Here is a 22970-nt window from a genome sequence, read left to right as displayed (position 1 = left end):
TCATGGGCATATCAGATCTTTCACTCATTTTTTTGAAAAATGAATATACATTAAATTAAACGAATTTGGTTAATTGCTTGACGAACAAATGACTTGTGTCTTTTCTTCCAGCTATTTTCCTTGCTTTTTTCCAAGCCCCATTCAGGGAATTTAGATAACCGTAATGCGGCAAATAATTGCCAGAAGGGTAAGTTTGTAAAATTCAACTCCGGCATCATGGATTTATATTGATGGGTGAAGTCATTCATTGCTTGCATTCCAAAATGATATGAAATTTCGAGTTGACTATTGGCAAGGTCAGCCAAAGGGTCCCCTAAGCCTGAGTCTTCCCAATCAATTATGGAAACTAGTTTATCTCTTTCCATAATATATTTCCTGGCCAATAATCACCATGAAGGATTACTTCTTTATTCTTGGAGACTAATGGCATGAAAGATTTTAACAAATCGCTAATCATGCTCAGATTTAATGTTTCGTCCAGGATTACCCTTTCTATATTATTTAACATCTCAACATATGTATTTTCTACTTTAGGCAGGAATGATAAGGATAGATCCGCACAATTAACACGATGGATTTTTACTAGATTGATTGCCAATTGTAAGATATGATCATTAAGATTTGAGGGGGTGAATTCTGACTTACCCTCAATAAACTCTAGAAGTATGTATGGCTTGGAAAATATCTCGCAGGATTGCTCGAAGTAATATGGCATCGGTACAGGCAAACCGGCAGATTTCAATTTCCCTAAGAGCTTGTGTTCATCTGCTGCAATATTTGGATTCCGTTTCAAGTCATTATCACCATGCTGACGAGCGATCATTTTTACGATCTGCCCTGACGATTGCAATATTTCAAGTCCTGTCACCTTTGCAGAAATTCCGCCTTTTAATTCCCATGCGCGAATTAGCTTGTTTTCTTGATCAAACTTTTGAACCAATCGTTCAAACTTATCATAATCGTTCATCATATGACATCTCCTTAATCCCGTTCAATGTTAAGGAATTTAAGTTCACATTTTCCTATAACTTTCGTGAAAAAATTCAAAGGCCTCATATTTGACTGCAATTTCAATAAATGAAACCAATAGCTTGTTAGTAATTTAAACAAGTGAGGTGTGCTGACATTGAAAATTGAAAAATATAAAGTGGATACACCAAAAGGGACGTTACTAATATAATTTTAGCGGAAACGGCAAGCCAAATATAGTTTTGATTAACGGTGGTTCTGGACCGATAGAGGGTTAAATGAAAAACTGTCGGAAATTTCAGAATCTTTATCTATTTGTAATTACTGGTGGACAAGAAAATCGAATGATGCCAGAGGAAGTTTGAAAAAAACGACTTGAGAATCAATTGGAATTACTTTCATTGTCAAAAAACAGCAAACACATTATCGCTGGAAAAAGTGGACACTTTCAACAATTATCAGAACCCACCATAGTGATTGACTCAATCAAAGATTGTGCAGTAGCAATAAATAAAATAAACCATCACCAATAAATGCTAAGCTTTTTGTTAGACTATTATTGTTAATGTTGACTTTTTTTAAATCTCTCTATCTCTTTCCAACACTATGTATATAGATGGCTTATACCACAATAATCCCTGATACCAAAGAGAAAAAATAGAAGATAGCTTTTTCAAAAATTCTCGTCCATTGGGCAAATGTCATAATATAATATGCGATAAACACCTTTTGGGGTGTGTTTTTTTGGAAAGGCAGGCGAGATGAAGAATTCTATATTATTTTGAAATTTCTATAATCCGATAGTTATGTGTACAAGCATTTGTTCAAACATAACATAAGATTAATAGAGGTGATAGAAATGGTAAAAGTATTTATTGATCCCGGCCATGGAGGTACGGATCCAGGCTCGGTAGGGAATGGATTGAGAGAAAAGGATTTAACTTTATCCATTGCAACTCGAATCAAAGACATCTTATTAATAGAATATATTAACGTTTATGTAAAAATGAGCAGGACCCAAGATACGTACCCCTCCTTAAACGATCGTACGAATGCAGCGAACGCGTGGGGAGCTGACTTTTATCTCTCCATCCACATTAATGCCGGCGGAGGAACTGGGTACGAGGATTACATCTATACGTCCACTAACCAGATCACGAAAACGTATCAAGATCATATTCATTCAGAGGTCATGAAGCTTATCAACATCCAAGACAGAGGACAAAAAACAGGAGATTTACATGTACTCCGTGAAACGGACATGCCTGCACTCCTGTCTGAAAATGGCTTTATCGATAATGTCAATGACGCATCCAAATTGAAAACGGCTTCCTTTATCGAAGCACTGGCTCGCGGACATGTAAACGGTTTAGTTAAATGCTTCAATCTTACAAAGAAAAGGACAGCTGTATACCACACTGTCGTTAGTGGGGATACCGTATACTCCTTAAGCACCGCTTATGGCAGTACGGTTCAGCAAATTAAAGATTGGAACGATCTTGACAGTCAATACACCATTACAGTAAACCAGAAGTTGCGGGTGAAATGAATAATTAATAATTGACTGGTTAAATTATTTATAACTTCCAGAAGCACTCCACGCAGGAAGCCCTTCTCAAATAGAGAGGGGCTTTTCCAGGTTCAAGAATATCATGTAATGAAATAATCATGTACATTCTAATGTCCTGAATTGATCCATTACTTGCATAATAGCGCGGAAGGAGAAACTAATAAATTTGCACAGAAGGCAGTTGACTTGTGCAAATGGGAGTCACTTTCTGGGATTATATATAATCATAGTTTTATAAGAATCTCATAATTGAAGAATAAGCATTTGCCTCTGTAGCTCTAGAAGGGAAGAGCGCCAGAAAACATTGTAGCCACCGGGTCGCAAGGAAGGGTTTCAGAAGCACCGAAAAGCAAATACGCTGAGGCAGGTGGAATTCCTGCCGGTAAAAATCCGTAGGGAAGCGTGTTCTCCCCCTAGCCTATGCTTACGAAAGGAGTGCGGGTTCGAATCACGTCAGAGGCTGAAGATGTGCAATAATAAAAATAAGATGATTTGATTGCACAATATAAACAATAGGAAAATATACTGAAAAATGCATCCTGGCACGCATATAGTTTCCAAATGCATTCACTAAATGAAAAAGTAATCTGGGAAAAACGGATAGGATATTTTAAATAGCCAATTACAGGTGATCAATAGCGACGCCCGTTAGTTTTCCCTTTAGTTATTCCACTTCTTAACTAATGTAAGCTATGCTTTTTCAGATAGGATTCTTTGTAATGACATATAAAAAGAACAAACCATAATGGTTATCAGCAAATAACTGAATTGAATCTATGTATTGTTGCTCATTATTCCTTTATTTTCCTTTGTGTAAAGAAACACTCGAGTTGGATATTAATCGTATATTTTAATGGCTTGAACCACTTTTCCCAAAATACGGACTCTATCATTTTTGATGTTATAGGTTTTTTCTTCATAAAAAGGATCCGTGCTGCAGGGAGTTAGTGTGATGTTTCCTTCATTGATATTCACTTTTTTGACTGTAGCATCGTGGCCATTTACTAAAACCACACCAATTTTTCCGTTTTCCATGTAGGTTGTTTTTTCAACGAGAATCAATGATCCGTCTCTGAATTCTTTGTTCATGCTATTGCCATTCACTCTAAGGAAAAAATATTCTTTATTCGATTTTAGCATCGAATTTAATGTCGGCATATAGGCTTCAATATATTCATTGGTAAAATTAGGTTCTCCAGCAGGGATATTCCCGTAAACACCAATTAATCTTACATTCCTTTCATTTAGGAATTCCATTCCAGGATTATTTCTAACGACAGGTGCTCCTTCAATGAGGTGGGATAGAGGTATTTCAAAGCATGTGGACATCATGCTCAATTTATCCATTAAAGGTTTATTCCGTCCGGATTCCCAGGCCGATACTGCCGTTGGGGCCACTTTTAATATATTTGCCAAATCTTCTTGTGTCATTTTTCTTTCTTTTCTTAACATTTTAATCCGTTCACCAATGTGCATATTTCTTCACCTCTTACTTGAATATACACTATGAGTGAAAGCGAGTAAACTTAAAGTGCGTGAATTTTGTGAAAAAATGTTGGAAACTATACTTCAAGTGTGATATTATTTTTTTAGACAGGTGGTGACAAGATATGACAAACGTTAAGTTCACACTTAAACAAGCGAGGAAGTATAAAGGATTAACTCAAGATGAAATGGCTAAAGTGCTGAAGATGGCCAAGAGAACTTACATTGACTATGAGCAATATAAGATTCCTTTGCGAATCGATAAGGCTTATTTATTTGCTGAATGTGTAGGATTCTCAATCGACGAGATTATTTTTTTTGATCCTCACCTACACTTCAAATGTAGTTGAAAGTTCAAGTGTTCCAGCGTTTCTTCACCAGAGTGGCCATTCGGAATGTAAAGTCTAATCAATTACAATCCTAACTTCCATGGGACAAGATTCAAGAAATGATGGAAAGAAGGTGAACAAAGTGGAAAGGGAAGTTGCAGTAGGAGCTGCTGCCGTTAGCACATTTAAGATTGGAAGGAAATTCGTGGAGAGGTCATTGAGGATATTATCGTACACGACGGTGTTGACAAATTGGCTTATCACTGAAATTATTGATCCTGTTCTCAGGATGAAATACGTGCTTAAAAGAGTAAAAATCCAAATTTCTTGGGTGTTCCTTAATAAAAGGGCTGTATGCTGATACTTTATATAAAATTGACGATTGATACTGAGATCCCATTGAATGACAGACAATTGCTGTGAAACATTTTTATTTACTTAATGTATAGGACGGATTTTCAAAACACCATGAATAGGAGCAATTGGACAATGGCAAATTCTAAGGAAAAGTTAATATGGATGAACAAGCCCTTATCCTTTCCAGGATAAGGGCTTGTTCTTATTTTTGTGAACTTGAAGCATCCCGATTTGCTCCGTATGTACGACTTCATAAAATGAAAAAGACTGCATACCTAAATGAATGAAAGCTAATCTTCATACTTTATCTCCATTTTTATTGAACTTCTTCTAGTTTTTTTCTCCCATCTTTATGAAGATGGCAGGTAATGGTATGCAAAAGTACAATTATATAATAATGAAGGCTAAGGAAGTCCTGGGAAGGAGGGCATTGATAATAGGATGAGTTCGAAAAAATACTACAGGATATTGGAGGAGATAACAATTGAAAAGGAATGTAATCAATTATATCGTTTTTCTTGTCCTCATTCTAACCATATTAATTATGGCTAAGCCAGACGTTTCCTCAGCAGGGAAATTGAAGCCTCCCTCCGAAACTTTCAGTCCAGGGGATTGGTTTCTTGGAAGCATTCCTCCCAATCTTGACAAAGAGAAACCACCGATCGTGTTTGTTCAAGGGAGAAACAGCAGTTCAACCAGCTGGTACGGTGAAACGGAATATCATGGGATCAATGATATGTATACCAAGGCGTATGAAGCAGGCTACCAAACGGTTTTTGTTCAGCTTCATGATTCAGCTGGAAATGGATCAGTGAGCCAATATGCTAATGGAAGGCTTTTAGCACAAATGCTTTCAGAAATCAGTAACCATTTCGGGGGCGAAAAAGTAAATATTATAGCTCACAGCAAAGGGGGGGCAGACACCCAAGCGGCTCTAGTACACTATGGAGCACACCAATATGTTGGAAGGGTCATCACTTTAGCTTCCCCTCATCATGGTTCTTACCTTGCTGATTTGGCTTATAGCTGGTATGCGGGCTGGCTTGGTTCCCTATTAGGTCAAAAAGATGATGGAACTTATTCTTTACAAGTTGGTAAAATGGCGGAATTTCGTTCTGTCACGGATAACCATGTTAACTCTCGTAAAAACATGTATTTCACTGTGGCAGGTATGAACAGAGGCCCGGTTCTTTCAGCTTTATCAATGGGTGGACAATATCTATCTTCATATGGCGAAAATGATGGTCTAGTAAATGTATGGAGTACAAAAATACCCTACGCAACACATTTATTTACGGATCCCAACTTTGATCACGACAATATCCGAGTCGGTTCAGCTGTATTTTCAAGAATTGAACCCTATTTAAGGAGTACTTCCACCGCTGGGATTCCTGGCTTTAATGTCAATTATAAAGAACGAGTTGAAGATGATGTCATTACAACCGCACTCGCTCAAACTGTTCTGGGTGATGACCTGAAACAAAATGTTTGGATTGAACAAAGTTTCCATGTAAATGAATCAGCCCCGGGTAATATAACCATATATACAGCCTCAGATGATGTCGAGGTTGAATTGATTTCTCCATCCAATAAAAAATATTCACCTTCCTTAAAGGTTGATTCAGTCAAAAATGAAACTTCCTTTTTTAATGGTGCAACCATCCAAACATTCAATAGAAACAACCTTGAAATCGGTGACTGGAAAGTGCGAATGAAGACTAAATCGCCAAAAGACGCCTACCTGTTCACAGCGCAATTTAACGAAAAGAATCCCATTACATTAAGTATGCCCGGAAAAGTTAAGCAAAAAGATGCGAAATTTTTAATAAAGAATCCAATGAAAGATAAAAAAACGCCTATCAGCACAACATTTTTGGTTCATTTAGTAGATGAAACCGGTAATGAAATTAGTGGGAAAAGCTCAATTAAGGTAATGGAGCCGGAAAATTTTACTGGTACCCTTCCAGAAGTACCTAAGTCAGGTGTTTATAATGTAACAATTGATGTCAAGGAAAAAAATGTGGATGGCACTGAAAGAACCCGGACGCTGGTTCGTTCGGTCTATATCGAGAAATAATGAAATGCCTTCTCTTATTGAGAAATCCGCTCCCTTTTCAACTACTGTCTACCAAGCCTCATCAAAGCAAGCATCTAGTGGATTTTGGTTAGTCGTTTTTCGGCAGGAGCGTCGTAAATTTCTTCAATCAGGTGAGGGTTTCAACCATTAAAATCATGGTTCGGGATAAGAGTATTCCGAACCTCCTTTTTTTACCAAATGAATACCTTTTCTTAATTGAAAAGGTATTTTTGGGGTAATGTTTAATGGTATGGTTAACATGGGAGATGGTGATTCAGCCAAAGGAAACATTCAGGTCGTAATTGTTAATATAGAAATTAATTTAACGGATATTCGATGGGGATAGAAGCAAGTAGGGCCCTTGCAATACAAGAGATTGATGAATTGCAGCGAGAGACATAGGGTTTAATCTGTCTTATGATAAGTGTCTCTATAAGACAAAATACCAGTTTTAAGTGCAGCATAATTGCCAATGCTTGCATAGCCATAAAACCAGCCCATGAAAATCCCTGCAACCAAGTGATGACGATGACTGATGAAAATGGAAATGAATAAGCCAAGACCCAAAGCGATGGTAGGGATGAATTTTGGATGAATATGAAACATGACCTTAATAAATTGAGTAAGAATCATGATGATAGGAATGGCTATTACCGCATCCCAAAAGTTTGTATGGATGGTTGGGAAGTCCATAATTTCACCACCTTAAATTGAAGTTTTCAAAATTAATTTTCACTTTTTATCAAGGCTTTATACAATAATAAATAAATTCATATTTAAAACTAATAAATAAAAGGTTATGCAACCAGGTTTTGAAAATTTTCAGAGTTCAATTTTAAAGCCGTCAATCCATATAATTATATGGATTGACGGCTTTTTCTGGTTGGCAGCGGGAATGGTTTAATAAAACTCGGAGCGAGCCAACATAAGTATGTTATCTAAATTAAAAGTAATAAACGAAATATCGGACTCATTTTTGATGGACAAGCTGTAACCTTTCTCATGGTTAAGAATATTAATGAAGATAAACAGTAAAAAATAAAGTAATACCTTTTAATGGTAGGTTCTAATGAGCAAGGAAAGATTAATTAAGGAAATTGCTCCTTATGCCCAGAAAATTCAAAAGGAATTTAATATTTTACCTTCTGTTGTCATTGCACAAGCTTATTAGCAAATCAAGGAAAAAATATATTCGGTATAAAAGATGACTTTAAGGGCAAGTCTGTCATTATCCAAAAAATGGAATGCATCAACGGTGTGCCCGTTCAAGTATGAAACAAATTCAGGAAATACCCATCTTGGGAAGAAAGTCTTCGAGATCTTGCCAATCTATACGTAAAGGGGGCGTCTTGGAAGTGAAGTCTATATACAGCTGTCATTGGAGAAAAAGATTACAAAAAAGCACTCAAAGCAATATTCGATGCGGGGTATGCTTCGGATCCGGAATATACAGAAAAACTGGTGAACCTTATCGAAACAAGCGATTTAACTAAATATGATGCAAGCAACGAGGAGGTTTATCATATTGTCATAAAAGGGGATTCCGTCTCTGGGATTGCAAAAGCATATGGTTCTACACAAGTGCAGATTCAACAGTGGAATGGCTTGGTCGATCTTAACCTTATTAAAGTGAATCAAAGATTAAGAGTGAAATGAATTTTAACTGGGAGCGGTATTTTAACGCTCTCCTTTTTTATTTGAATGAGCTTCTTGCCAAAGTATTTATATCAAGAGGGATAGTGTACCTTACATCCGTTATAAAAGATGTAATATTCCCATGAAAATGGATTCTATTAAAAAAATATATCAAAACCTACTCTTCCATATGCATATTGAGAGAATTCGGGACATAAATTAAACAAAACAAAAAAAGCGCGGTTAGCGCTTTTAGTGTATTTGTCTATATAAGCCTATTACTTTTCCAAGTATCGAAACATCTCGTAAAATAATTGGTTCCATATTTGAGTTCTCAGGCTGAAGCCTTATGTAATCCGGTTCCTTAAAGAATCGCTTTACAGTGGCTTCATCATCTTCCGTCATGGCCACGACGATATCTCCATTATTGGCATTGCTTTGTTGTTTGACGATGACATAGTCTCCATCATGAATTCCAGCTTCGATCATACTTTCACCCATGATTTCCAGCATGAAAACATGGTCATCATGTGGAACCATGCTTTCGGGAAGCGGAAAGTATTCTTCTATGTTCTCGATGGCCGTTATGGGCATGCCCGCTGTTACTTTTCCAAGTAACGGCACGTTCACGACATTGGCTTTGGGAATATTGTTCGCTTCCTCCGAATTCATTATTTCAATGGCCCTTGGCTTGGTTGGGTCACGTCTAATCAGGCCTTTACTTTCCAGGCGGGATAAATGTCCGTGTACTGTTGAACTTGATGCAAGTCCCACTGCTTCGCCAATCTCCCGTACGGAAGGTGGATAGCCTTTTTGGCGAACCTCTTCTTTAATGAAATCAAGAATATCTTGCTGCCGTTTTGATAGTTTAGTCATTTGTGCACCTCTTCCCCAATGTTCTTTGGCTATATTATAGCATGGCCCCCAACTCTATACAAACATAAGTTCGAATTTTGTTGTTGACTGAAACAAACGTTCGTATTATAATTTGATCATAACATACGAACGAACATTCGCTTTGGAGGGATATTTATGAAAAAATTATACAAAAATTATATTTATACGATTCTATTAGCGGGATCAGTATTCATCTTTTCAATTTTATTCTCTTGTACATTGAACAATGAACAAAAAAATGATTTCCTTTCTATAGAAGTAAGTGAAGGTGACACCCTATGGGAAATTGCCGAAGAATATGAAGAAGCAAATTTGACAAAAAAAGAATTCATTGGTTGGATAGAAGAGCATAATGAAGTCAGGGCGGATTCGATTAAACCTGGTCAAGTCATCGTCATTCCGGTTAAAGGGGAAGAACTTGTCCAGAATTTGGCGAGTGAGCAGTAAGCAGTGAAGGTAGGGTATTATGAAAGCGGTAATCTATTGTAGGGTCAGCACAGAAAAAGAGTCACAGGAAACATCATTGGCAAGGCAGGAAGATGAATTAGTCAAATTGGCAGAAAAGATGGATGTTGAAGTCATTTCCATCATAAAAGAACAGGCAAGTGGTTATGAGTTGAATAGGGATGGCATTTTTGACATGCTCGAACTATTTAAAACCAAAGAAGCTGAAGTACTATTAATCCAGGACGAAACAAGACTGGGAAGAGGAAATGCCAAAATAGCCCTTTTCCATGTCATCCTTAAAGAAGATGTTAAAATTTATACGCTCTCACACGATGGGGAACTTGAGCTATCGGATTCGGATGCGATGGTCATCCAGATAGTCGGAATTGTAGAAGAATATCAAAGGAAACTACATAATCTTAAAATAAAGCGCGGGATGATAAGGGCCGTTGAAAAAGGGTATCGTCCTCAAAAAAATCTTCAGAATCAAAGGAATTCCACTGGAAGGGACCGTAAGGAGATTCCTATAGAGGAAATTATTAAACTTCGGGCCAATGGATTGACATTTGCTGAAATCGCAGCAACTTTAAGGGGATTTGGATACAATGTATCTAAGGCTACTGTGAACAGGCGTTTCCTCGAACATCAACTGAATACACTGGAAAGTCAATCATAGAACTTGTAATTTCGCTATTTTTTTAATACCATGACAATATCCGCAGATTATGAAGGAGCGAAATTATGTTATCAAAAGAAAAATTAGCCCGTATTAATGAACTTTCTAAAAAGGCAAAGGCTGAAGGTTTGACGGAAGTTGAGGCGAAAGAACAAACCCAATTGAGAAGTGAGTATTTGGAAACATTCAGAAAGTCCATGACCTCTACGTTGGAGCATGTGAAAGTCGTGGATCCAGAAGGTAATGATGTCACTCCTCAAAAGATAAAAAATATAAAAGAAAAAAGAAACTTACATTAATAATGCTTGGATTCTTCTGATGGAACATTCCATTTGAGGATTCTATTAGCAATTTGGAGTAAAAAGAGAGTGCATTCATGTATGTATTCTCCTATTTAGTTTAATCTAAATAGGGGACTTCTCTTATTTCTAGAAAATTGTAATATTGGGGCAGTAAATAGTGATTTTAGTTGTGATATTATGCTTGTCACTATAATATAAAGAGGTACATTACAGGAAGGGATGTTTTTACGATATGTTAGATAAATTAGATGCACTTTCTATTAATACGATTCGTACATTATCGATTGATGCAATTGAAAAGGCTAATTCTGGCCATCCAGGTATGCCAATGGGTGCAGCGCCGATGGCGTATAAACTATGGACCGAATATATGAACCATAACCCGAAAAATCCAGATTGGTTTAATAGAGACCGCTTTGTTCTTTCAGCTGGTCATGGGTCTATGCTGTTATACAGCCTTCTTCATCTATCGGGCTATGGCTTATCTATCGATGATTTGAAAAGCTTCCGCCAATGGGGCAGTAAAACTCCAGGACATCCTGAATACGGACATACTGCTGGTGTAGATGCAACTACTGGGCCGCTTGGACAAGGTATCGCAATGGCAGTCGGAATGGCAATGGCAGAACGTCACTTGGCAGAAAGCTATAACCGCGATTCTTATAATGTGGTCGATCATTATACATATAGCATTTGTGGAGATGGGGATTTAATGGAAGGTGTTTCTGCAGAGGCCGCTTCATTAGCTGGACATCTACAACTCGGAAGACTTGTTGTTTTATATGATTCTAATGATATTTCCCTTGACGGAGACTTAAGTCAATCATTTAGTGAAAGCGTGGCAGACCGGTTTAAATCTTATGGATGGCAATATATCCGCGTTGAGGATGGGAACGATCTTCAGGAAATTGCCAAAGCGATTGAAGAAGCGAAAACCGATGATGCACGCCCAACATTAATCGAAGTGAAAACGGTTATTGGTTACGGTTCACCAAACCGTTCAGGTAAATCTGCTGTTCACGGCGCTCCGCTTGGTGCAGATGAGCTGAAGTTGACAAAAGAAGCATATAAATGGACATTCGAAGAGGACTTCCATGTTCCGGAAGAAGTGTATTCACACTTCAATGAAGCTGTTGTTGATGCAGGCGCTCAAAAAGAAGAGGCTTGGAATGAATTGTTTAAAAATTATAAAGAAGCACATCCTGAGTTAGCAGAGCAATTGGAGCTTGCCATCAAAGGTGAACTGCCTGCTGAATGGGATCAGGAAATTCCAGTCTATGAAGAAGGTAAGACATTAGCTTCCCGTGCTTCGAGTGGGGAAGTACTAAATGCGATTGCCAAAAAGGTCCCTAGCTTCATTGGGGGTTCTGCGGATTTAGCCGGATCTAATAATACTGCCATAAAAGGTGAGACAGACCTATTACCTGGTAATTACAGTGGCCGTAATATATGGTTCGGTGTACGTGAATTCGCTATGGGTGCGGCTTTAAATGGAATGGCACTTCATGGTGGATTAAAAGTATACGGAGGAACATTCTTTGTATTCTCTGATTATCTACGTCCTGCCATAAGAATGGCAGCACTAATGGGACTGCCAGTAAACTATGTGTTCACTCATGACAGCATTGCTGTAGGGGAAGACGGACCGACTCATGAGCCAATCGAACAATTAGCATCATTGCGCGCAATGCCTAACCTAGGGGTAATACGTCCAGCTGATGGCAATGAAACGGCAGCAGCCTGGAAAGTGGCAATGGAGTCTACAAATAAACCAACTGCTCTTGTACTGACTCGTCAAGGATTGCCAACAATAAAAGACACTTCCGAAACCGCGTATGAAGGTGTTTCAAAAGGTGCTTACATCATCTCTGCTTCCAAGAAAGAAGTAGCCGATGCATTACTTCTTGCGACTGGTTCCGAAGTGAACTTGGCTGTGGAAGCACAGAAAGCTTTAGCGAACGAAGGAATTGATGTTTCGGTAATCAGCATGCCATCATGGGATCGATTTGAAACTCAATCTAAAGAATATAAACAAAGCGTAATCAATCCGGCAGTGAAAAAACGTCTAGCTATCGAAGTGGCTTCACCATTTGGCTGGGATCGTTATGCAGGTGATGAAGGTGAAATATTGGCCATCAATCATTTTGGAGCTTCTGCACCAGGCGGTAAAATCATGGAGGAATTCGGTTTCACTGTAGAAAATGTAGTTGCTCGAGTTAAGGAAATGCTTAAATAATAGTAATGGGAACTGACACCAATTGGATTGGTGTCAGTTTTTTTCCAAAAAACAATCCTATTTTATATTGAATGTGTTCCTATTCTAAAGGAAATCTTCCATTCGACAAAAAAAGAAGAAAATTTCTCCAGCAATCAACATATCTTTTTAGTTTGTCAATATATAATGAGAATAAATAAATTTCGTTTAAATGTGTCAGTTAAAGGGGAAAGTCATCAATAGTGGAAAATAGTGGAGAGGGTCCTGGTGGTTAGATGTTTTCATGACCAAAATAGGAGAGCTAGGAGGCATTGGCTGATGAGAACCTATCAAATTTATTTAATCGAAGATGAATTTGCCCATCATTATTATGGTAGAGAAAAGCTATTTTTCAATTTGTTTTTGGAGTATATTCAAGCAAGGGGCAGACTGAAGAGTATTTTGCAAAAACAAATCGAATATGTCACCAAAACAGTCCCGATTAACCAGTTGCAGGTAGCTATTGAACAACGTTTGCAAAAAAAGATGAATTATTGGAGTCAAAATGGAAAATACTATTTAGAAAAAACAAACGGAACAAGTAAAGCCGTTTTAATCATTCAAAATGAGTCCATTACTCTTAAAGCTGAAGGAGATTATGAAGCGGAGACCGCTTTCTTTGAAAGTATTCGAAAATATGAAGCAAGTTTTCTGGCCATTGATTTTGAACATGAAAAATACGGTTGGTTAAAACCGATAAAAGAAAGAAAATTTGTCTAAATGGGGGACTTTTCGGTAGCGGGTATTGTATAATAACCTTTGGTCTAGTACACTGATGTTAGACAACATGAAGGAGGAAATAGTATGTGGGTTTACATTCTAGTTGGCGTACTGGCATTGATTGCTGGAGTAGTGCTGGGATTTTTCATCGCTCGTAAATACATGATGGATTACTTAAAGAAAAATCCGCCAATTAACGAACAGATGTTGAAAATGATGATGATGCAAATGGGTATGAAACCATCCCAAAAGAAAATTAATCAAATGATGAGCGCCATGAATAAACAACAAACAAAATAAGATAGCATGAAACCTTGATATATCAATGTTCTTGGAAGATTGGATGCAAAATTTTATATAATATCGAAATGGTGATCCATTTAGACTGAATTTTTCCACCGATTTTATATAAAATTTTGGTTTATCTTTCATTTTTGTTTCTTAAGCCACTTTTTCTGAATGAATGATTCAGTAAAGGTGGTTTTTGTTTTGGAATTGTAAGGTAAGTCCTCGTTCTATGTGAGGGCTTTTTTATTTTGAAAGTAAACACGCAAACTAAAACAATACTTGTCCACACCTACTATCAAAAGATGCATATACAGTATTAAGGAGGGTGTTAAAATGATAAATGATTTTGTGAAAAAATGCTTTGAGGATACTTGTAAGGTGTGGTTTCCTATATGTGAACATAAATTTGAACACAAAAGTAAATTTAAAGACAACAAATGGGAATCTAAATTCAAATGGAAATCTAAATGTAAATGTAAAAAATAAAAATCTTTTCTATTAGTCTTTTTATTTACCAATGGAGAGTTAGTTAATATATGAAATTGATTAAAGGTAAGCATCCAAGTAATCGGGTGTTTTTGATTTGAATGAACCTTATAAATAGAAAAGCAATTAACCTGAATTGGTCGAGTGCTTATTTTTTATATAGGATTTTATTTATACCAAGACCGACTTCCTCGACAGCCCCCATTGGCTTATGGCATCTAACATAATCCGTTGTTTTTTTGAATCTTTGATGAATCAAGCTCAAATCCGAACCGCAAATGGCTGAATTTGTAACTTTTACGATAATATCATCTGAAGTTTTGGTATAGGGTTATTTAACTTCTTTTGGGTTAATAGGTGATTATATGGTTTCAAAAGGTTATTATCATCCTCAGGATAAAAGTGAGTACTCTAGGTTAATCTAATATCGGCATATACAGCATTGAATCTTTCTCAACAATGAGATATCTCTCTAAAAATCATTCCCTCTTTCCTTTGTGTAGGGGGATTTCATCACAATAATAAATTAATCAACACAGTTGAGGAAGCTGTTGAGTTTTTTGACTTGACTTTACCAACTGTAAATATTATTATTACAGTAATCTTCTTGAGGAGGATGCGAAAAGTGAATAGTGATTTTACAATAGCTGTGCATAGTTTGGTCTATTTAGCTTATCTACCAGATCATATGGCAAGCAGCGAGTCTATCGCAGAAAACGTTTGTACAAACCCGGTAAGGATTCGAAAAATGATGAGCTGCTTAAGAAAAAAAGGATTTGTAAAAACTAAAGAAGGTGTTGGCGGAGGCTATATTCTAGACTGTAACCCTGAAGAGGTAAGTTTGGCAGATATTTATATAACTGTTTCACATGGGACATTGAAACCAAAGTGGTGTACAGGTGATCCGGAGAAAAAATGTGTCATATCTTCCAATACCCAGATAGTCATGAATCAAATATTCGATGAAGCTGAATTATATTTTGAAAAATATTTAGAAGATATAACTCTCAGCACTTTTTTGGAAAAAATTAAACAATGTCCGTGATATTGATTTAGTTTTTTCTTTGCACTAAATGTATATTTTATTATTACAGTTAATAACTATAGTTTGAATATTAAATGAACATAAAAGGGGTGTTAAGGAAATGGTTGAAAACGATCAGTTCAAAAATGGGGATTGGGTACAGGGAAAATCAAGAGATGGGGAACTTATCCATGGTTTCATTGAAACGGTAAGTGATAATCGAGAAATCGTTAAAGTGAATGTAGTGGAAAGTGACAATGAAAAAGCGGTCGGGAAATCGATTTGGATTCCGAGTAAATGGACTGAAAAACTGCCGGATCTAGAAATCAGTAACGAAAATCATCTTTTGGCCTTAATTGATTTAGCGTTACTTTCTAAAGATGAAACATGGTTTATGGAGTTATCCGGTAAATTGGAATCCATCAAAATCCATCCGAAAATAAATGCGAGGAAATCAGAGTTTCTTATCCCGGGAAATAGAATCGCTAAACTTGATTTAAATAGATGATGAGTAAAGACCATAAATATTTCGGATAATACAAGGAGGAAATGAACATGACAATAGAACATGTAACAGATGATAATTTTGCTAGTGAAATCAAGGAAGGTTTAGTATTGGTTGATTTTTGGGCACCGTGGTGCGGTCCGTGTAAAATGATTGCCCCAGTGCTTAATGAAATTGATGTGGAAATGGGTGATCAGGTTAAAATCGTAAAACTTAATGTGGATGAAAATTCTGATACTACAAGCGAATATGGAGTTATGGGAATTCCAGCTCTAATTCTATTCAAAGATGGAGAAAAGGTAGATCAAGCTATTGGCTTCCAGCCAAAAGAAGCCATTTCGGCATTAATCACAAAACATGCATGATCATTATCATGATATGCGGATGTGTATTGTGAATTAAGGAATAATACCAACCAACATGGTGGGTAACTAAATGGAGGATTACTAAATGAATTCTAAATATACACCATTATTTGAATCGTTCAATTTTGGAAAGAAATTAGAAGTGAAAAATCGATTGGTGATGGCGCCTATGACAAATTTCTCTTCTAATCCTGACGGGACTGTAACCGACGCCGAAGTTAACTATTATGAACGTAGGTCAAGCGGGGTCGGCATGGTTATAACGGCATGTACTTACGTGACGGCTAATGGCAAAGGTTTTCATGGGGAATTTGGCGGAGATCAGGATGAATTGATACCTAGTCTAAGTCGTTTGGCATCAGCAATTAAAGCGAAAGGTGCAAAGGCAATTCTTCAGATTTTTCATGGCGGCCGTGAGGTACCACCGGAATTAGTAAATGGCGATGTTGTCAGTGCAAGCAATATCCCATCGGAAGGCGAAGGGAAAGCAGTTCCGCGTCCACTATCTGAAAAGGAAATAGAATCGATCATTCTTGACTTTGGTGAAACCACCCGACGTGCCATTGAAGCGGGATTTGACGGTGTCGAGATTCACGGTGCAAATGGTTACTTGCTACAGCAATTCTTTTCGCCTCATTCAAACCGGCGTGAAGACAAGTGGGGCGGTTCCCTTGAAAAGCGTCTGACTTTTCCATTAGCGGTTGTGGATGAAGTGAAAAAGGCTGTTGCTGAACATGCCAAGGATCCGTTCATCGTAGGATATCGTTTTTCACCGGAGGAGCCTGAAACACCAGGAATCACCATGGATGATACACTTACATTAATTGATGGGCTTGTAACAAAAAATCTTGATTATCTTCATGTTTCATTAATGGATTTCTGGTCGAAAGCAAGAAGGGGAGCCGAGGTTGACAGACCTCGGATAGAAATTATAAAAGACCGTATCGGAGATCAAGTACCTGTCATTGGTGTTGGTTCCATCTATACAGCGGATGATGCGATCAAAGCACTGCAATCGGGGGTTCCGTTAATCGCATTAGGCCGTGAAATCATTATAGATCCTGAATGGGTACAAAAAGTGGAACAAGGCAGGGAAGCAGAAATCGTGACAAAAATAAACAAGGATAATCAGCAGCAACTTGATATTCCAGACCCATTATGGCAGGCGATCATTCACTCTCCAGGATGGTTTCCAGGGATTGAATAAATAGACGTTCAGATATTAGTGAAATGAAAAATGCATATAACCCCGGATAAGGAACATATATATATGTGCTCCTTATCCGGGGTTTTTTATGTTTATGGAAGGGTCATTTATATGGGGAGAATCTATCTAAACAGCACTTAGGAAGTTGCGATTAAACGCCAGAATTGCAACCAATAATGGCTGCTTTTCTGGTGTTATCTTCTTTTTAACAGAATAGCTAATATCAAAGATATTTGCAGAGTAATGATAAGTAAAAGAGATAATATAAAATGTTCATCTAAAGAGGCATCATAGCTAATGATAAAAAATAAGATTACTGATATTACTAGAATGAAAATGAAATTAATAATGATTTGCCTCATGGTCCCCCCATTCTAACAACAGATCAAGAAGACAGCGTTAATGCATATGACCTTGTATCTGTAGCTGTTGTTGGTGTAATAGATAAACCGGTCGGATAAACTGACACAGAAGGTGTACCAGCAATTTTCTAAGACCATAGGTTATTTTTTTTACTACAGTCTAAATATCTATCGTATGTATTCTAAAACCATAGGTTCAAATTAAAGTACGATTGATTTCTATATCCTCAGGCTTGGATAGGAGCACTTTAACTGTCTCTGAGGGAAAATTTAACTTATAGCGGTTCTTTTGATTCAGTGAGGACACTCCAGAGATAAAAAACATGAGGTTATGATCATTCTCTTTATTACTGTACTCCATTTTTCCTGATTTTGAGTTTTAGTTTTTAGACATGATATTTCAAACCAACACTATAATCGAAGTATCCATTACTCGAGTTATAAGCTTTGATAACCAATAGAAAAATTTCTGGAGCAATGGGGAAAAAGAAAAAACACGGAGTGGTTTTATCCAACTCCGTGTTTTCCATATTGGCACTAACAAATCCAAGCGATTTGTTTAAAATAGAAAAGAATCAAGTGAGTATGGGCCAGCTCCGGTTAACGCAACGCCAATCGCCACTGCAAGAATGGCAAGATTATATTCATAACCATTTTGAGTTGCCCAGTAGCCATTTGCTCCATGGACTTTAACGATCGCAACGAGCATTGTAAGTGCAATTAATATACCAGCAAAGGGTGTAAGGAGACCTAAAGCAAATAAAGCTCCGCCAATAAGCTCTGATAGACCTGCAAATAGGGCCATGGTAACTCCTGGCTTCATGCCAATCGAATCAAACCAGCCTCCTGTACCTTTCAAGCCATGTCCGCCAAACCATCCAAATAATTTTTGAGCTCCATGTCCAACAAACGATAACCCGATTACCACACGTATAACTAATAAACCTATACCAATCATTTATGATTCCTCCTGGAATTTATTTTTAATTTAGATATCTTTGATTCGAGATTCATATTAAAAAAAAGTAAGGGATATTATCTCGAATTAATTTATCTTTAATTAAAGATAATATTTTTTGAGCGATTTGTCAAATATAATTTTCTCATTTCAATTTGAATGATTGCCGTGGAGAAAAAGGAACGAGGTTCTGTACTAAAGGGAGATGAGCCAGAAAAAGATGAGGAATGTTCACTGTCAGCTACTACAATTACAGCGTACTGCATGCAAATCTGGATGGGAGGAAGTTTTGCTTTTTGAGATGGTACTGCCTTCAGAAACCGTAACATATTCCATTATCGTTCTGTTGGTAGACTTCGTCATGAATATTTTGGCTGTAACAGTCACAATTATCTTCAAACGAATGACCTCCCTGCACATCTATCTTACTCGTGAGTTTCGTACTTTTACTCGTGAGTTTTGCTGAATTACTCGTGATTATCTCCCTATACATTTTATAAAAGGAAGTCATGTCATCACTGTTCCGGACGGTTCTTCCATCTTAGCTGGATCTCCAATTGTTCTTGTTGTGACAAACTAAGCACCGACATCCGATGTTGATATTGCTACGTGATTCAAGTGCATCCTTTTAAATGAAAAAACAGGAAAACAGGCAGCGCACATAGCGCTTGCCTGTTTTTTATATACCAAAGGTCATGCCTAAGTATTCATATGAGAATGAATGTAAAAAGGGGAATTTGACAGCAAAATAATTCATATAATACCATATGTGGTTATCTATGGGAGATGGACTGAGTTAAAAACCTGTACCGGTTTTATAAAAAAGTTCATTATATTTATTTAATAATTGATCAAGTTGCTGGCTATATTCAACGGCAACATGCGAGTTTAAACCATCTTTAGCGACAATCTTGATAAGTTCATTTCTCTTTAATTCAATCTGTTCGAGAAATTCATTCTTTTTAGCCATTATATTTCCTTTCTGGCCCCAACATTTTTTCAAGGTACCCTTAATTTATGTGTTCGTTGTAAAATATGTATGAATATAACAATTATATCGGCTTGGACTAATGAATTCAAATAAGTTAACTTAATCCGTCAAGTTTAAGCAATTGGTTGTCATGAAATATTCAAAGTTCCATAAATGTATTTTTTTATCTTATTTGTTACAATGTTTATAGGTTGACATACATAGGAGTGAGCTTATTTGGATGATATTAATATTTTTTTAGCTTTTGGGGCGGGATTTCTGAGTTTTATTTCGCCATGCTGCTTACCGCTATATCCGGCCTTTTTATCTTATATCACTGGTATGAGTGTTGGTGAAATCAAATCCGAGAACGCCATGCTCCAAAGAAGAAGCATGCTGCATACTTTATTCTTCCTTCTTGGGTTTTCTCTGGTTTTTATTGCAATAGGGTTTAGCACATCATACCTAGGTTCTTTTTTCTCGAATTATAAAGAATTAATTCGTCAGATTGGAGCCATCCTGATTATTATCTTTGGTTTATTCATTGTAGGAATCTTTCAGCCGAAATCTTTGATGAAAGACAGTCGTTTTGAATTTAAGAACCGACCTAGCGGATATATAGGTTCCATTCTTATCGGACTTGCCTTTGCGGCTGGATGGACCCCTTGTGCAGGTCCGCTATTAGGTGCTGTCATTTCACTGGGTGCAACTAATCCTAGTGCGGCCATGAGCTATATGACTGCCTATATTTTAGGATTTGCCATACCGTTTTTCATATTATCCTTCTTTGTCGGAAAATTGATATGGATCAAAAAGTACAGCCAATACATCATGAAGATTGGTGGATATTTAATGATTGTAATGGGTGTGATTTTGTTTTTTGATTGGATGACCAAAATAATCGCAGTCCTGTCTAGACTATTCGGTGGCTTTACCGGGTTTTAGTCCATAATAAGCTATTTTTTCAATAAAATTCAAAATGGATTGTCTTTAATTAGGTTTTATGATGTGATTTTTTAATTTTTTCTTTCTATAATGATAGGATTTTTCATGCTGTTGAGTGAGGAAGAACGGCTATGGCCCGAATATTTATCGTTGAAGATGCAAAGTTTATAAGAATGACACTTTCAAATATTTTACCTAAAGCAGGACATGAAGTGGTCAGTGAGGGACGAGAAGCCATTGAATGATATCGAAATTCGAATCCTGACCTTATAATGATGGAGATTACCATGCCAATCTTGAGCGGGCTGGATGCCGTTCAATAAATTAAGAAGGAATTTCAGGTTAATGTGCTCTGCCATGGGTCAGCAAAAAATGGTTGTCGAGGCTATAGAAGCTGGGGCGCAAGATTTTAACGTCAAGCATTCTGACGAGGGCATGGTATTGGATGACATAAAAACGGCGCTTGATTAATAACACTCTCCTTGTTTATCTCAAATAGGTAATATATACTTTGTTTATAAATTGAAGTCATATATAATTTTAAATGGTACTTACCTATTTTAGTTTAAAGGGATGGTTAAGAGATGATATATATATCAACAGGTATAGCGATTGTGATGGCTATAGGTGTTTTCATGTTACGGATGAAGGAAACGAAAAAACCAGTGAATGAAAAGAAAATCATTTTACCGCCGCTGTTCATGAGTACGGGTGCTTTGATGTTTATTTTCCCGATGTTCCGGGTGACTCGATACGAATTGTTGGAGGCACTTGTTGCAGGGATGTTATTTTCCATCTTATTGATAAAAACATCTAAATTTGAAGTTAGAGATGAAAAAATTTATATTCTGCGCTCTAAAGCGTTCATATTCATATTGATTGGTCTAATGGTGATTCGACTGGTGGCAAAACTGATGCTGGGAAGCACGATTGAAATCGGTGTATTGAGTGGAATGTTTTTCTTGCTTGCTTTTGCGATGATCGTTCCGTGGAGAATTGCCATGCTTTACCAATATAAGAAAGTTAAAGCAGCCAGTTTCGGCAGAAGTAGCATGGTGTAATACATGTACTGTAGGATTTAATCAAAGGAACAATCAATAAACCTGAGTCGATAAATGACTCAGGTTTTTCATTTGCCTGGGAACTTTTCATGAGGGTAAAAAAATTCATTCAAAAACCTAGTAATTTTATCCGGGGTTTATTTTTGGTTTACTGCTGGGATTTGTGCTTCAAAGAGGCGGTTTCTGTGTTGTTGGTGCATATCGTGATTTGATTTTAGCTAAAGATGGACGGATGCTCTTAGCTACATTTATTGTAATTGCATTACAAAGTATTGGTGTTTATACATTGAATGATACAGGGGTCATTCAGTGAGGGTATGATCGGAAGTTGGGTTGCTCTTTTTGGATATATGCTAGGGGCAGCAATGACGAAATATGGTGTATGAAAAGTGGCTGGAGATAATCTGTTATCTTATCGTACAAGTGATACGTATATTCATGAAACATTAAATGTTTCGCCATGGGTGCTTGTTATTATTGTGACACTTTTGGTTGGCCTATTGGTGATTCGTGAATTGAGAAAACCGAAACTTCCAATCTTTAAAATGAAACCGAAAAAACAGGATTGGCCCACATCTTATTCGAGAAACGGTGGCATCCCTTTGTTACGGCATCATTGGTCGGCCTTATTTTAATCAAGGCATGGCCGCTAAGCGCTATGACAGGCAGGATGTTCGGACTTGGAATTACAGCGCCTTCCGCGAACATTCTAACTTTCCTTATAACAGGAGATGATGCGTTAATCGATTGGGGTACGTTTTTAGTATTGGGTATTGTATTGGAAACGACTGGAATGGTATGTCCATTCTCTTTAGTGGAAGCAAAAGAAGCGATAGTGGACATGGCAATAGGAGAGGAATTGATCATTAATTTCGATTGCACACAAGCAACGGGAGCATCCTGCGTTGGGCTGCTACCGAAGGTCATGAAATCACGGAGTTTAAGCAAATCAATGACGCTAAATGGCGTATAATCGTGAAAAAGGGAAAGTAAATTGATTTGAAGAAAACGTGCTCGGGTTTCCTGTGCACGTTTTTTTTATTTTTTCGAGGTTGAATAATTGGAAGCTGAAAGTTTCTAG

The 22970-nt window shown here is 37.2% G+C and carries 25 protein-coding genes and 4 pseudogenes; 22 read left to right on the top strand and 7 right to left on the bottom strand.

Annotated elements, in window-relative coordinates; translation table 11 throughout:
• Positions 1–50 precede the first annotated feature (50 nt).
• Positions 51–715: pseudogene (locus ACFX4I_RS17685) on the bottom strand (aminoglycoside phosphotransferase family protein).
• A gap of 1113 nt (positions 716–1828) precedes the next feature.
• Here ACFX4I_RS17685 and ACFX4I_RS17680 point away from each other — a divergent pair.
• Entirely contained in the window at positions 1829–2518 is a 690-nt protein-coding gene (locus tag ACFX4I_RS17680) for an N-acetylmuramoyl-L-alanine amidase (RefSeq protein WP_377422028.1), read from the top strand.
• A gap of 858 nt (positions 2519–3376) precedes the next feature.
• On the opposite strand, the gene ACFX4I_RS17675 is transcribed toward ACFX4I_RS17680, so the two are convergent.
• A complete protein-coding gene (locus ACFX4I_RS17675) occupies positions 3377–4015 on the bottom strand; it encodes a LexA family protein (RefSeq protein WP_230302422.1) in 639 nt (212 codons plus the stop codon).
• A 134-nt stretch (positions 4016–4149) separates the two neighbouring features.
• On the opposite strand from ACFX4I_RS17675, the gene ACFX4I_RS17670 reads away from it, so the two are divergent.
• Both ACFX4I_RS17670 and ACFX4I_RS17665 read left to right on the top strand, forming a co-directional pair.
• Positions 4150–4374 carry a helix-turn-helix transcriptional regulator gene (locus tag ACFX4I_RS17670; protein WP_098372915.1) on the top strand — a complete coding sequence of 75 codons (225 nt, stop codon included), beginning with the start codon at positions 4150–4152 and terminating at the stop codon, positions 4372–4374.
• A gap of 880 nt (positions 4375–5254) precedes the next feature.
• Positions 5255–6787 (top strand): esterase/lipase family protein, encoded by a 1533-nt coding sequence (locus tag ACFX4I_RS17665; RefSeq protein ID WP_309519370.1) that lies wholly within the window; start codon positions 5255–5257, stop codon positions 6785–6787.
• A gap of 405 nt (positions 6788–7192) precedes the next feature.
• Here the strand turns inward: ACFX4I_RS17665 and ACFX4I_RS17660 are convergent, their stop codons facing one another.
• Positions 7193–7480, bottom strand: a complete 288-nt coding sequence (locus tag ACFX4I_RS17660; RefSeq protein ID WP_230302423.1) for a hypothetical protein — start codon at positions 7478–7480, stop codon at positions 7193–7195.
• Positions 7481–8248: 768 nt separating this feature from the next.
• Between ACFX4I_RS17660 and ACFX4I_RS17655 the strand changes: the two genes are divergently transcribed.
• On the top strand, positions 8249–8443 hold the full coding sequence (locus tag ACFX4I_RS17655; protein ID WP_309519344.1) for a LysM peptidoglycan-binding domain-containing protein: 195 nt from the start codon (positions 8249–8251) through the stop codon (positions 8441–8443).
• Positions 8444–8674: 231 nt separating this feature from the next.
• Here the strand turns inward: ACFX4I_RS17655 and lexA are convergent, their stop codons facing one another.
• On the bottom strand, positions 8675–9298 hold the full coding sequence (lexA, locus tag ACFX4I_RS17650) for a transcriptional repressor LexA (RefSeq protein WP_098372919.1): 624 nt from the start codon (positions 9296–9298) through the stop codon (positions 8675–8677).
• A gap of 156 nt (positions 9299–9454) precedes the next feature.
• On the opposite strand from lexA, the gene yneA reads away from it, so the two are divergent.
• The 6 genes from yneA to ACFX4I_RS17620 all read left to right on the top strand — a co-directional run bounded on the left by yneA (position 9455) and on the right by ACFX4I_RS17620 (position 14018).
• Complete coding sequence (gene yneA, locus ACFX4I_RS17645; RefSeq protein WP_230302426.1) at positions 9455–9766, top strand: cell division suppressor protein YneA; 312 nt, start codon at positions 9455–9457, stop codon at positions 9764–9766.
• Between the two features lie 19 nt (positions 9767–9785).
• Positions 9786–10442 carry a YneB family resolvase-like protein gene (locus tag ACFX4I_RS17640; protein WP_141995055.1) on the top strand — a complete coding sequence of 219 codons (657 nt, stop codon included), beginning with the start codon at positions 9786–9788 and terminating at the stop codon, positions 10440–10442.
• A gap of 65 nt (positions 10443–10507) precedes the next feature.
• Positions 10508–10741: a DUF896 domain-containing protein gene (locus ACFX4I_RS17635; RefSeq protein ID WP_230302427.1), complete on the top strand. Its 234-nt coding sequence runs from the start codon at positions 10508–10510 to the stop codon at positions 10739–10741.
• A 235-nt stretch (positions 10742–10976) separates the two neighbouring features.
• Positions 10977–12980 carry a transketolase gene (gene tkt / locus ACFX4I_RS17630; protein ID WP_283932874.1) on the top strand — a complete coding sequence of 668 codons (2004 nt, stop codon included), beginning with the start codon at positions 10977–10979 and terminating at the stop codon, positions 12978–12980.
• Between the two features lie 297 nt (positions 12981–13277).
• Positions 13278–13718 carry a sporulation inhibitor of replication protein SirA gene (gene sirA / locus ACFX4I_RS17625; protein ID WP_230304316.1) on the top strand — a complete coding sequence of 147 codons (441 nt, stop codon included), beginning with the start codon at positions 13278–13280 and terminating at the stop codon, positions 13716–13718.
• 84 nt (positions 13719–13802) lie between these two features.
• On the top strand, positions 13803–14018 hold the full coding sequence (locus tag ACFX4I_RS17620; protein WP_034312934.1) for a YneF family protein: 216 nt from the start codon (positions 13803–13805) through the stop codon (positions 14016–14018).
• Positions 14019–14640: 622 nt separating this feature from the next.
• Here ACFX4I_RS17620 and ACFX4I_RS17615 read toward each other — a convergent pair.
• On the bottom strand, positions 14641–14796 hold the full coding sequence (locus ACFX4I_RS17615) for an alcohol dehydrogenase catalytic domain-containing protein (RefSeq protein ID WP_377422073.1): 156 nt from the start codon (positions 14794–14796) through the stop codon (positions 14641–14643).
• Between the two features lie 321 nt (positions 14797–15117).
• On the opposite strand from ACFX4I_RS17615, the gene ACFX4I_RS17610 reads away from it, so the two are divergent.
• From ACFX4I_RS17610 to ACFX4I_RS17595, 4 genes are all read left to right on the top strand, one after another.
• Positions 15118–15537 carry an RrF2 family transcriptional regulator gene (locus ACFX4I_RS17610; protein ID WP_309519347.1) on the top strand — a complete coding sequence of 140 codons (420 nt, stop codon included), beginning with the start codon at positions 15118–15120 and terminating at the stop codon, positions 15535–15537.
• Between the two features lie 100 nt (positions 15538–15637).
• The gene (locus ACFX4I_RS17605) at positions 15638–16024 is read left to right on the top strand and encodes an IDEAL domain-containing protein (protein ID WP_230304261.1); all 387 of its coding nucleotides are present in this window, start codon (positions 15638–15640) and stop codon (positions 16022–16024) included.
• 47 nt (positions 16025–16071) lie between these two features.
• The gene (gene trxA / locus ACFX4I_RS17600) at positions 16072–16386 is read left to right on the top strand and encodes a thioredoxin (RefSeq protein WP_230304262.1); all 315 of its coding nucleotides are present in this window, start codon (positions 16072–16074) and stop codon (positions 16384–16386) included.
• 85 nt (positions 16387–16471) lie between these two features.
• Positions 16472–17593, top strand: a complete 1122-nt coding sequence (locus tag ACFX4I_RS17595) for an NADH-dependent flavin oxidoreductase (protein WP_377422023.1) — start codon at positions 16472–16474, stop codon at positions 17591–17593.
• 921 nt (positions 17594–18514) lie between these two features.
• Here the strand turns inward: ACFX4I_RS17595 and ACFX4I_RS17590 are convergent.
• On the bottom strand, positions 18515–18913 hold the full coding sequence (locus ACFX4I_RS17590; protein ID WP_283932875.1) for a DoxX family protein: 399 nt from the start codon (positions 18911–18913) through the stop codon (positions 18515–18517).
• Positions 18914–19202: 289 nt separating this feature from the next.
• On the opposite strand from ACFX4I_RS17590, the gene ACFX4I_RS17585 reads away from it, so the two are divergent.
• Positions 19203–19379 carry a hypothetical protein gene (locus ACFX4I_RS17585; RefSeq protein ID WP_230304243.1) on the top strand — a complete coding sequence of 59 codons (177 nt, stop codon included), beginning with the start codon at positions 19203–19205 and terminating at the stop codon, positions 19377–19379.
• Positions 19380–19709: 330 nt separating this feature from the next.
• On the opposite strand, the gene ACFX4I_RS17580 is transcribed toward ACFX4I_RS17585, so the two are convergent.
• A complete protein-coding gene (locus tag ACFX4I_RS17580) occupies positions 19710–19883 on the bottom strand; it encodes an aspartyl-phosphate phosphatase Spo0E family protein (protein WP_076368851.1) in 174 nt (57 codons plus the stop codon).
• Between the two features lie 237 nt (positions 19884–20120).
• On the opposite strand from ACFX4I_RS17580, the gene ACFX4I_RS17575 reads away from it, so the two are divergent.
• The 7 genes and pseudogenes from ACFX4I_RS17575 (at position 20121) to ACFX4I_RS17545 (ending at position 22882) form a co-directional block, all read left to right on the top strand.
• Positions 20121–20828, top strand: a complete 708-nt coding sequence (locus ACFX4I_RS17575; RefSeq protein ID WP_230304244.1) for a cytochrome c biogenesis protein CcdA — start codon at positions 20121–20123, stop codon at positions 20826–20828.
• Positions 20829–20959: 131 nt separating this feature from the next.
• Positions 20960–21299: pseudogene (locus ACFX4I_RS17570) on the top strand (response regulator).
• A 113-nt stretch (positions 21300–21412) separates the two neighbouring features.
• On the top strand, positions 21413–21889 hold the full coding sequence (locus ACFX4I_RS17565; protein WP_098372929.1) for a CcdC family protein: 477 nt from the start codon (positions 21413–21415) through the stop codon (positions 21887–21889).
• A gap of 163 nt (positions 21890–22052) precedes the next feature.
• Positions 22053–22202, top strand: a complete 150-nt coding sequence (locus ACFX4I_RS17560; protein ID WP_377422021.1) for a YeeE/YedE thiosulfate transporter family protein — start codon at positions 22053–22055, stop codon at positions 22200–22202.
• Between the two features lie 76 nt (positions 22203–22278).
• Positions 22279–22524 carry a hypothetical protein gene (locus tag ACFX4I_RS17555; protein WP_377422082.1) on the top strand — a complete coding sequence of 82 codons (246 nt, stop codon included), beginning with the start codon at positions 22279–22281 and terminating at the stop codon, positions 22522–22524.
• A pseudogene (locus ACFX4I_RS17550) lies at positions 22455–22610 on the top strand (YeeE/YedE thiosulfate transporter family protein); the annotation flags it as partial. The gene ACFX4I_RS17555 and the pseudogene ACFX4I_RS17550, both read left to right, overlap by 70 nt.
• Before the next feature lie 72 nt (positions 22611–22682).
• Positions 22683–22882, top strand: a pseudogene (locus ACFX4I_RS17545) (sulfurtransferase TusA family protein).
• The last annotated feature ends 88 nt before the right edge of the window (positions 22883–22970 follow it).

The organism is Peribacillus sp. YIM B13472 (genome assembly GCF_042788005.1).
Lineage (GTDB): Bacteria > Bacillota > Bacilli > Bacillales > DSM-1321 > Peribacillus > Peribacillus simplex_E.
The sequence above is the reverse complement of the archived record's forward strand: the minus strand, read 5'-3'. Positions and strand labels throughout refer to the sequence as shown.

Coding starts and splice junctions, on each gene's coding strand:
- ACFX4I_RS17620 (WP_034312934.1), top strand. CDS start 13,803: ATGTGGGTTTACATTCTAGTTGGCGTACTGGCATTGATTGCTGGAGTA.
- ACFX4I_RS17665 (WP_309519370.1), top strand. CDS start 5,255: ATGGCTAAGCCAGACGTTTCCTCAGCAGGGAAATTGAAGCCTCCCTCC.
- ACFX4I_RS17675 (WP_230302422.1), bottom strand. CDS start 4,015: ATGCACATTGGTGAACGGATTAAAATGTTAAGAAAAGAAAGAAAAATG.
- ACFX4I_RS17660 (WP_230302423.1), bottom strand. CDS start 7,480: ATGGACTTCCCAACCATCCATACAAACTTTTGGGATGCGGTAATAGCC.
- tkt (WP_283932874.1), top strand. CDS start 10,977: ATGTTAGATAAATTAGATGCACTTTCTATTAATACGATTCGTACATTA.
- ACFX4I_RS17580 (WP_076368851.1), bottom strand. CDS start 19,883: ATGGCTAAAAAGAATGAATTTCTCGAACAGATTGAATTAAAGAGAAAT.
- ACFX4I_RS17640 (WP_141995055.1), top strand. CDS start 9,786: ATGAAAGCGGTAATCTATTGTAGGGTCAGCACAGAAAAAGAGTCACAG.
- sirA (WP_230304316.1), top strand. CDS start 13,278: ATGAGAACCTATCAAATTTATTTAATCGAAGATGAATTTGCCCATCAT.
- ACFX4I_RS17635 (WP_230302427.1), top strand. CDS start 10,508: ATGTTATCAAAAGAAAAATTAGCCCGTATTAATGAACTTTCTAAAAAG.
- ACFX4I_RS17590 (WP_283932875.1), bottom strand. CDS start 18,913: ATGATTGGTATAGGTTTATTAGTTATACGTGTGGTAATCGGGTTATCG.
- trxA (WP_230304262.1), top strand. CDS start 16,072: ATGACAATAGAACATGTAACAGATGATAATTTTGCTAGTGAAATCAAG.
- ACFX4I_RS17565 (WP_098372929.1), top strand. CDS start 21,413: ATGATATATATATCAACAGGTATAGCGATTGTGATGGCTATAGGTGTT.
- ACFX4I_RS17605 (WP_230304261.1), top strand. CDS start 15,638: ATGGTTGAAAACGATCAGTTCAAAAATGGGGATTGGGTACAGGGAAAA.
- lexA (WP_098372919.1), bottom strand. CDS start 9,298: ATGACTAAACTATCAAAACGGCAGCAAGATATTCTTGATTTCATTAAA.
- ACFX4I_RS17680 (WP_377422028.1), top strand. CDS start 1,829: ATGGTAAAAGTATTTATTGATCCCGGCCATGGAGGTACGGATCCAGGC.
- yneA (WP_230302426.1), top strand. CDS start 9,455: ATGAAAAAATTATACAAAAATTATATTTATACGATTCTATTAGCGGGA.
- ACFX4I_RS17670 (WP_098372915.1), top strand. CDS start 4,150: ATGACAAACGTTAAGTTCACACTTAAACAAGCGAGGAAGTATAAAGGA.
- ACFX4I_RS17595 (WP_377422023.1), top strand. CDS start 16,472: ATGAATTCTAAATATACACCATTATTTGAATCGTTCAATTTTGGAAAG.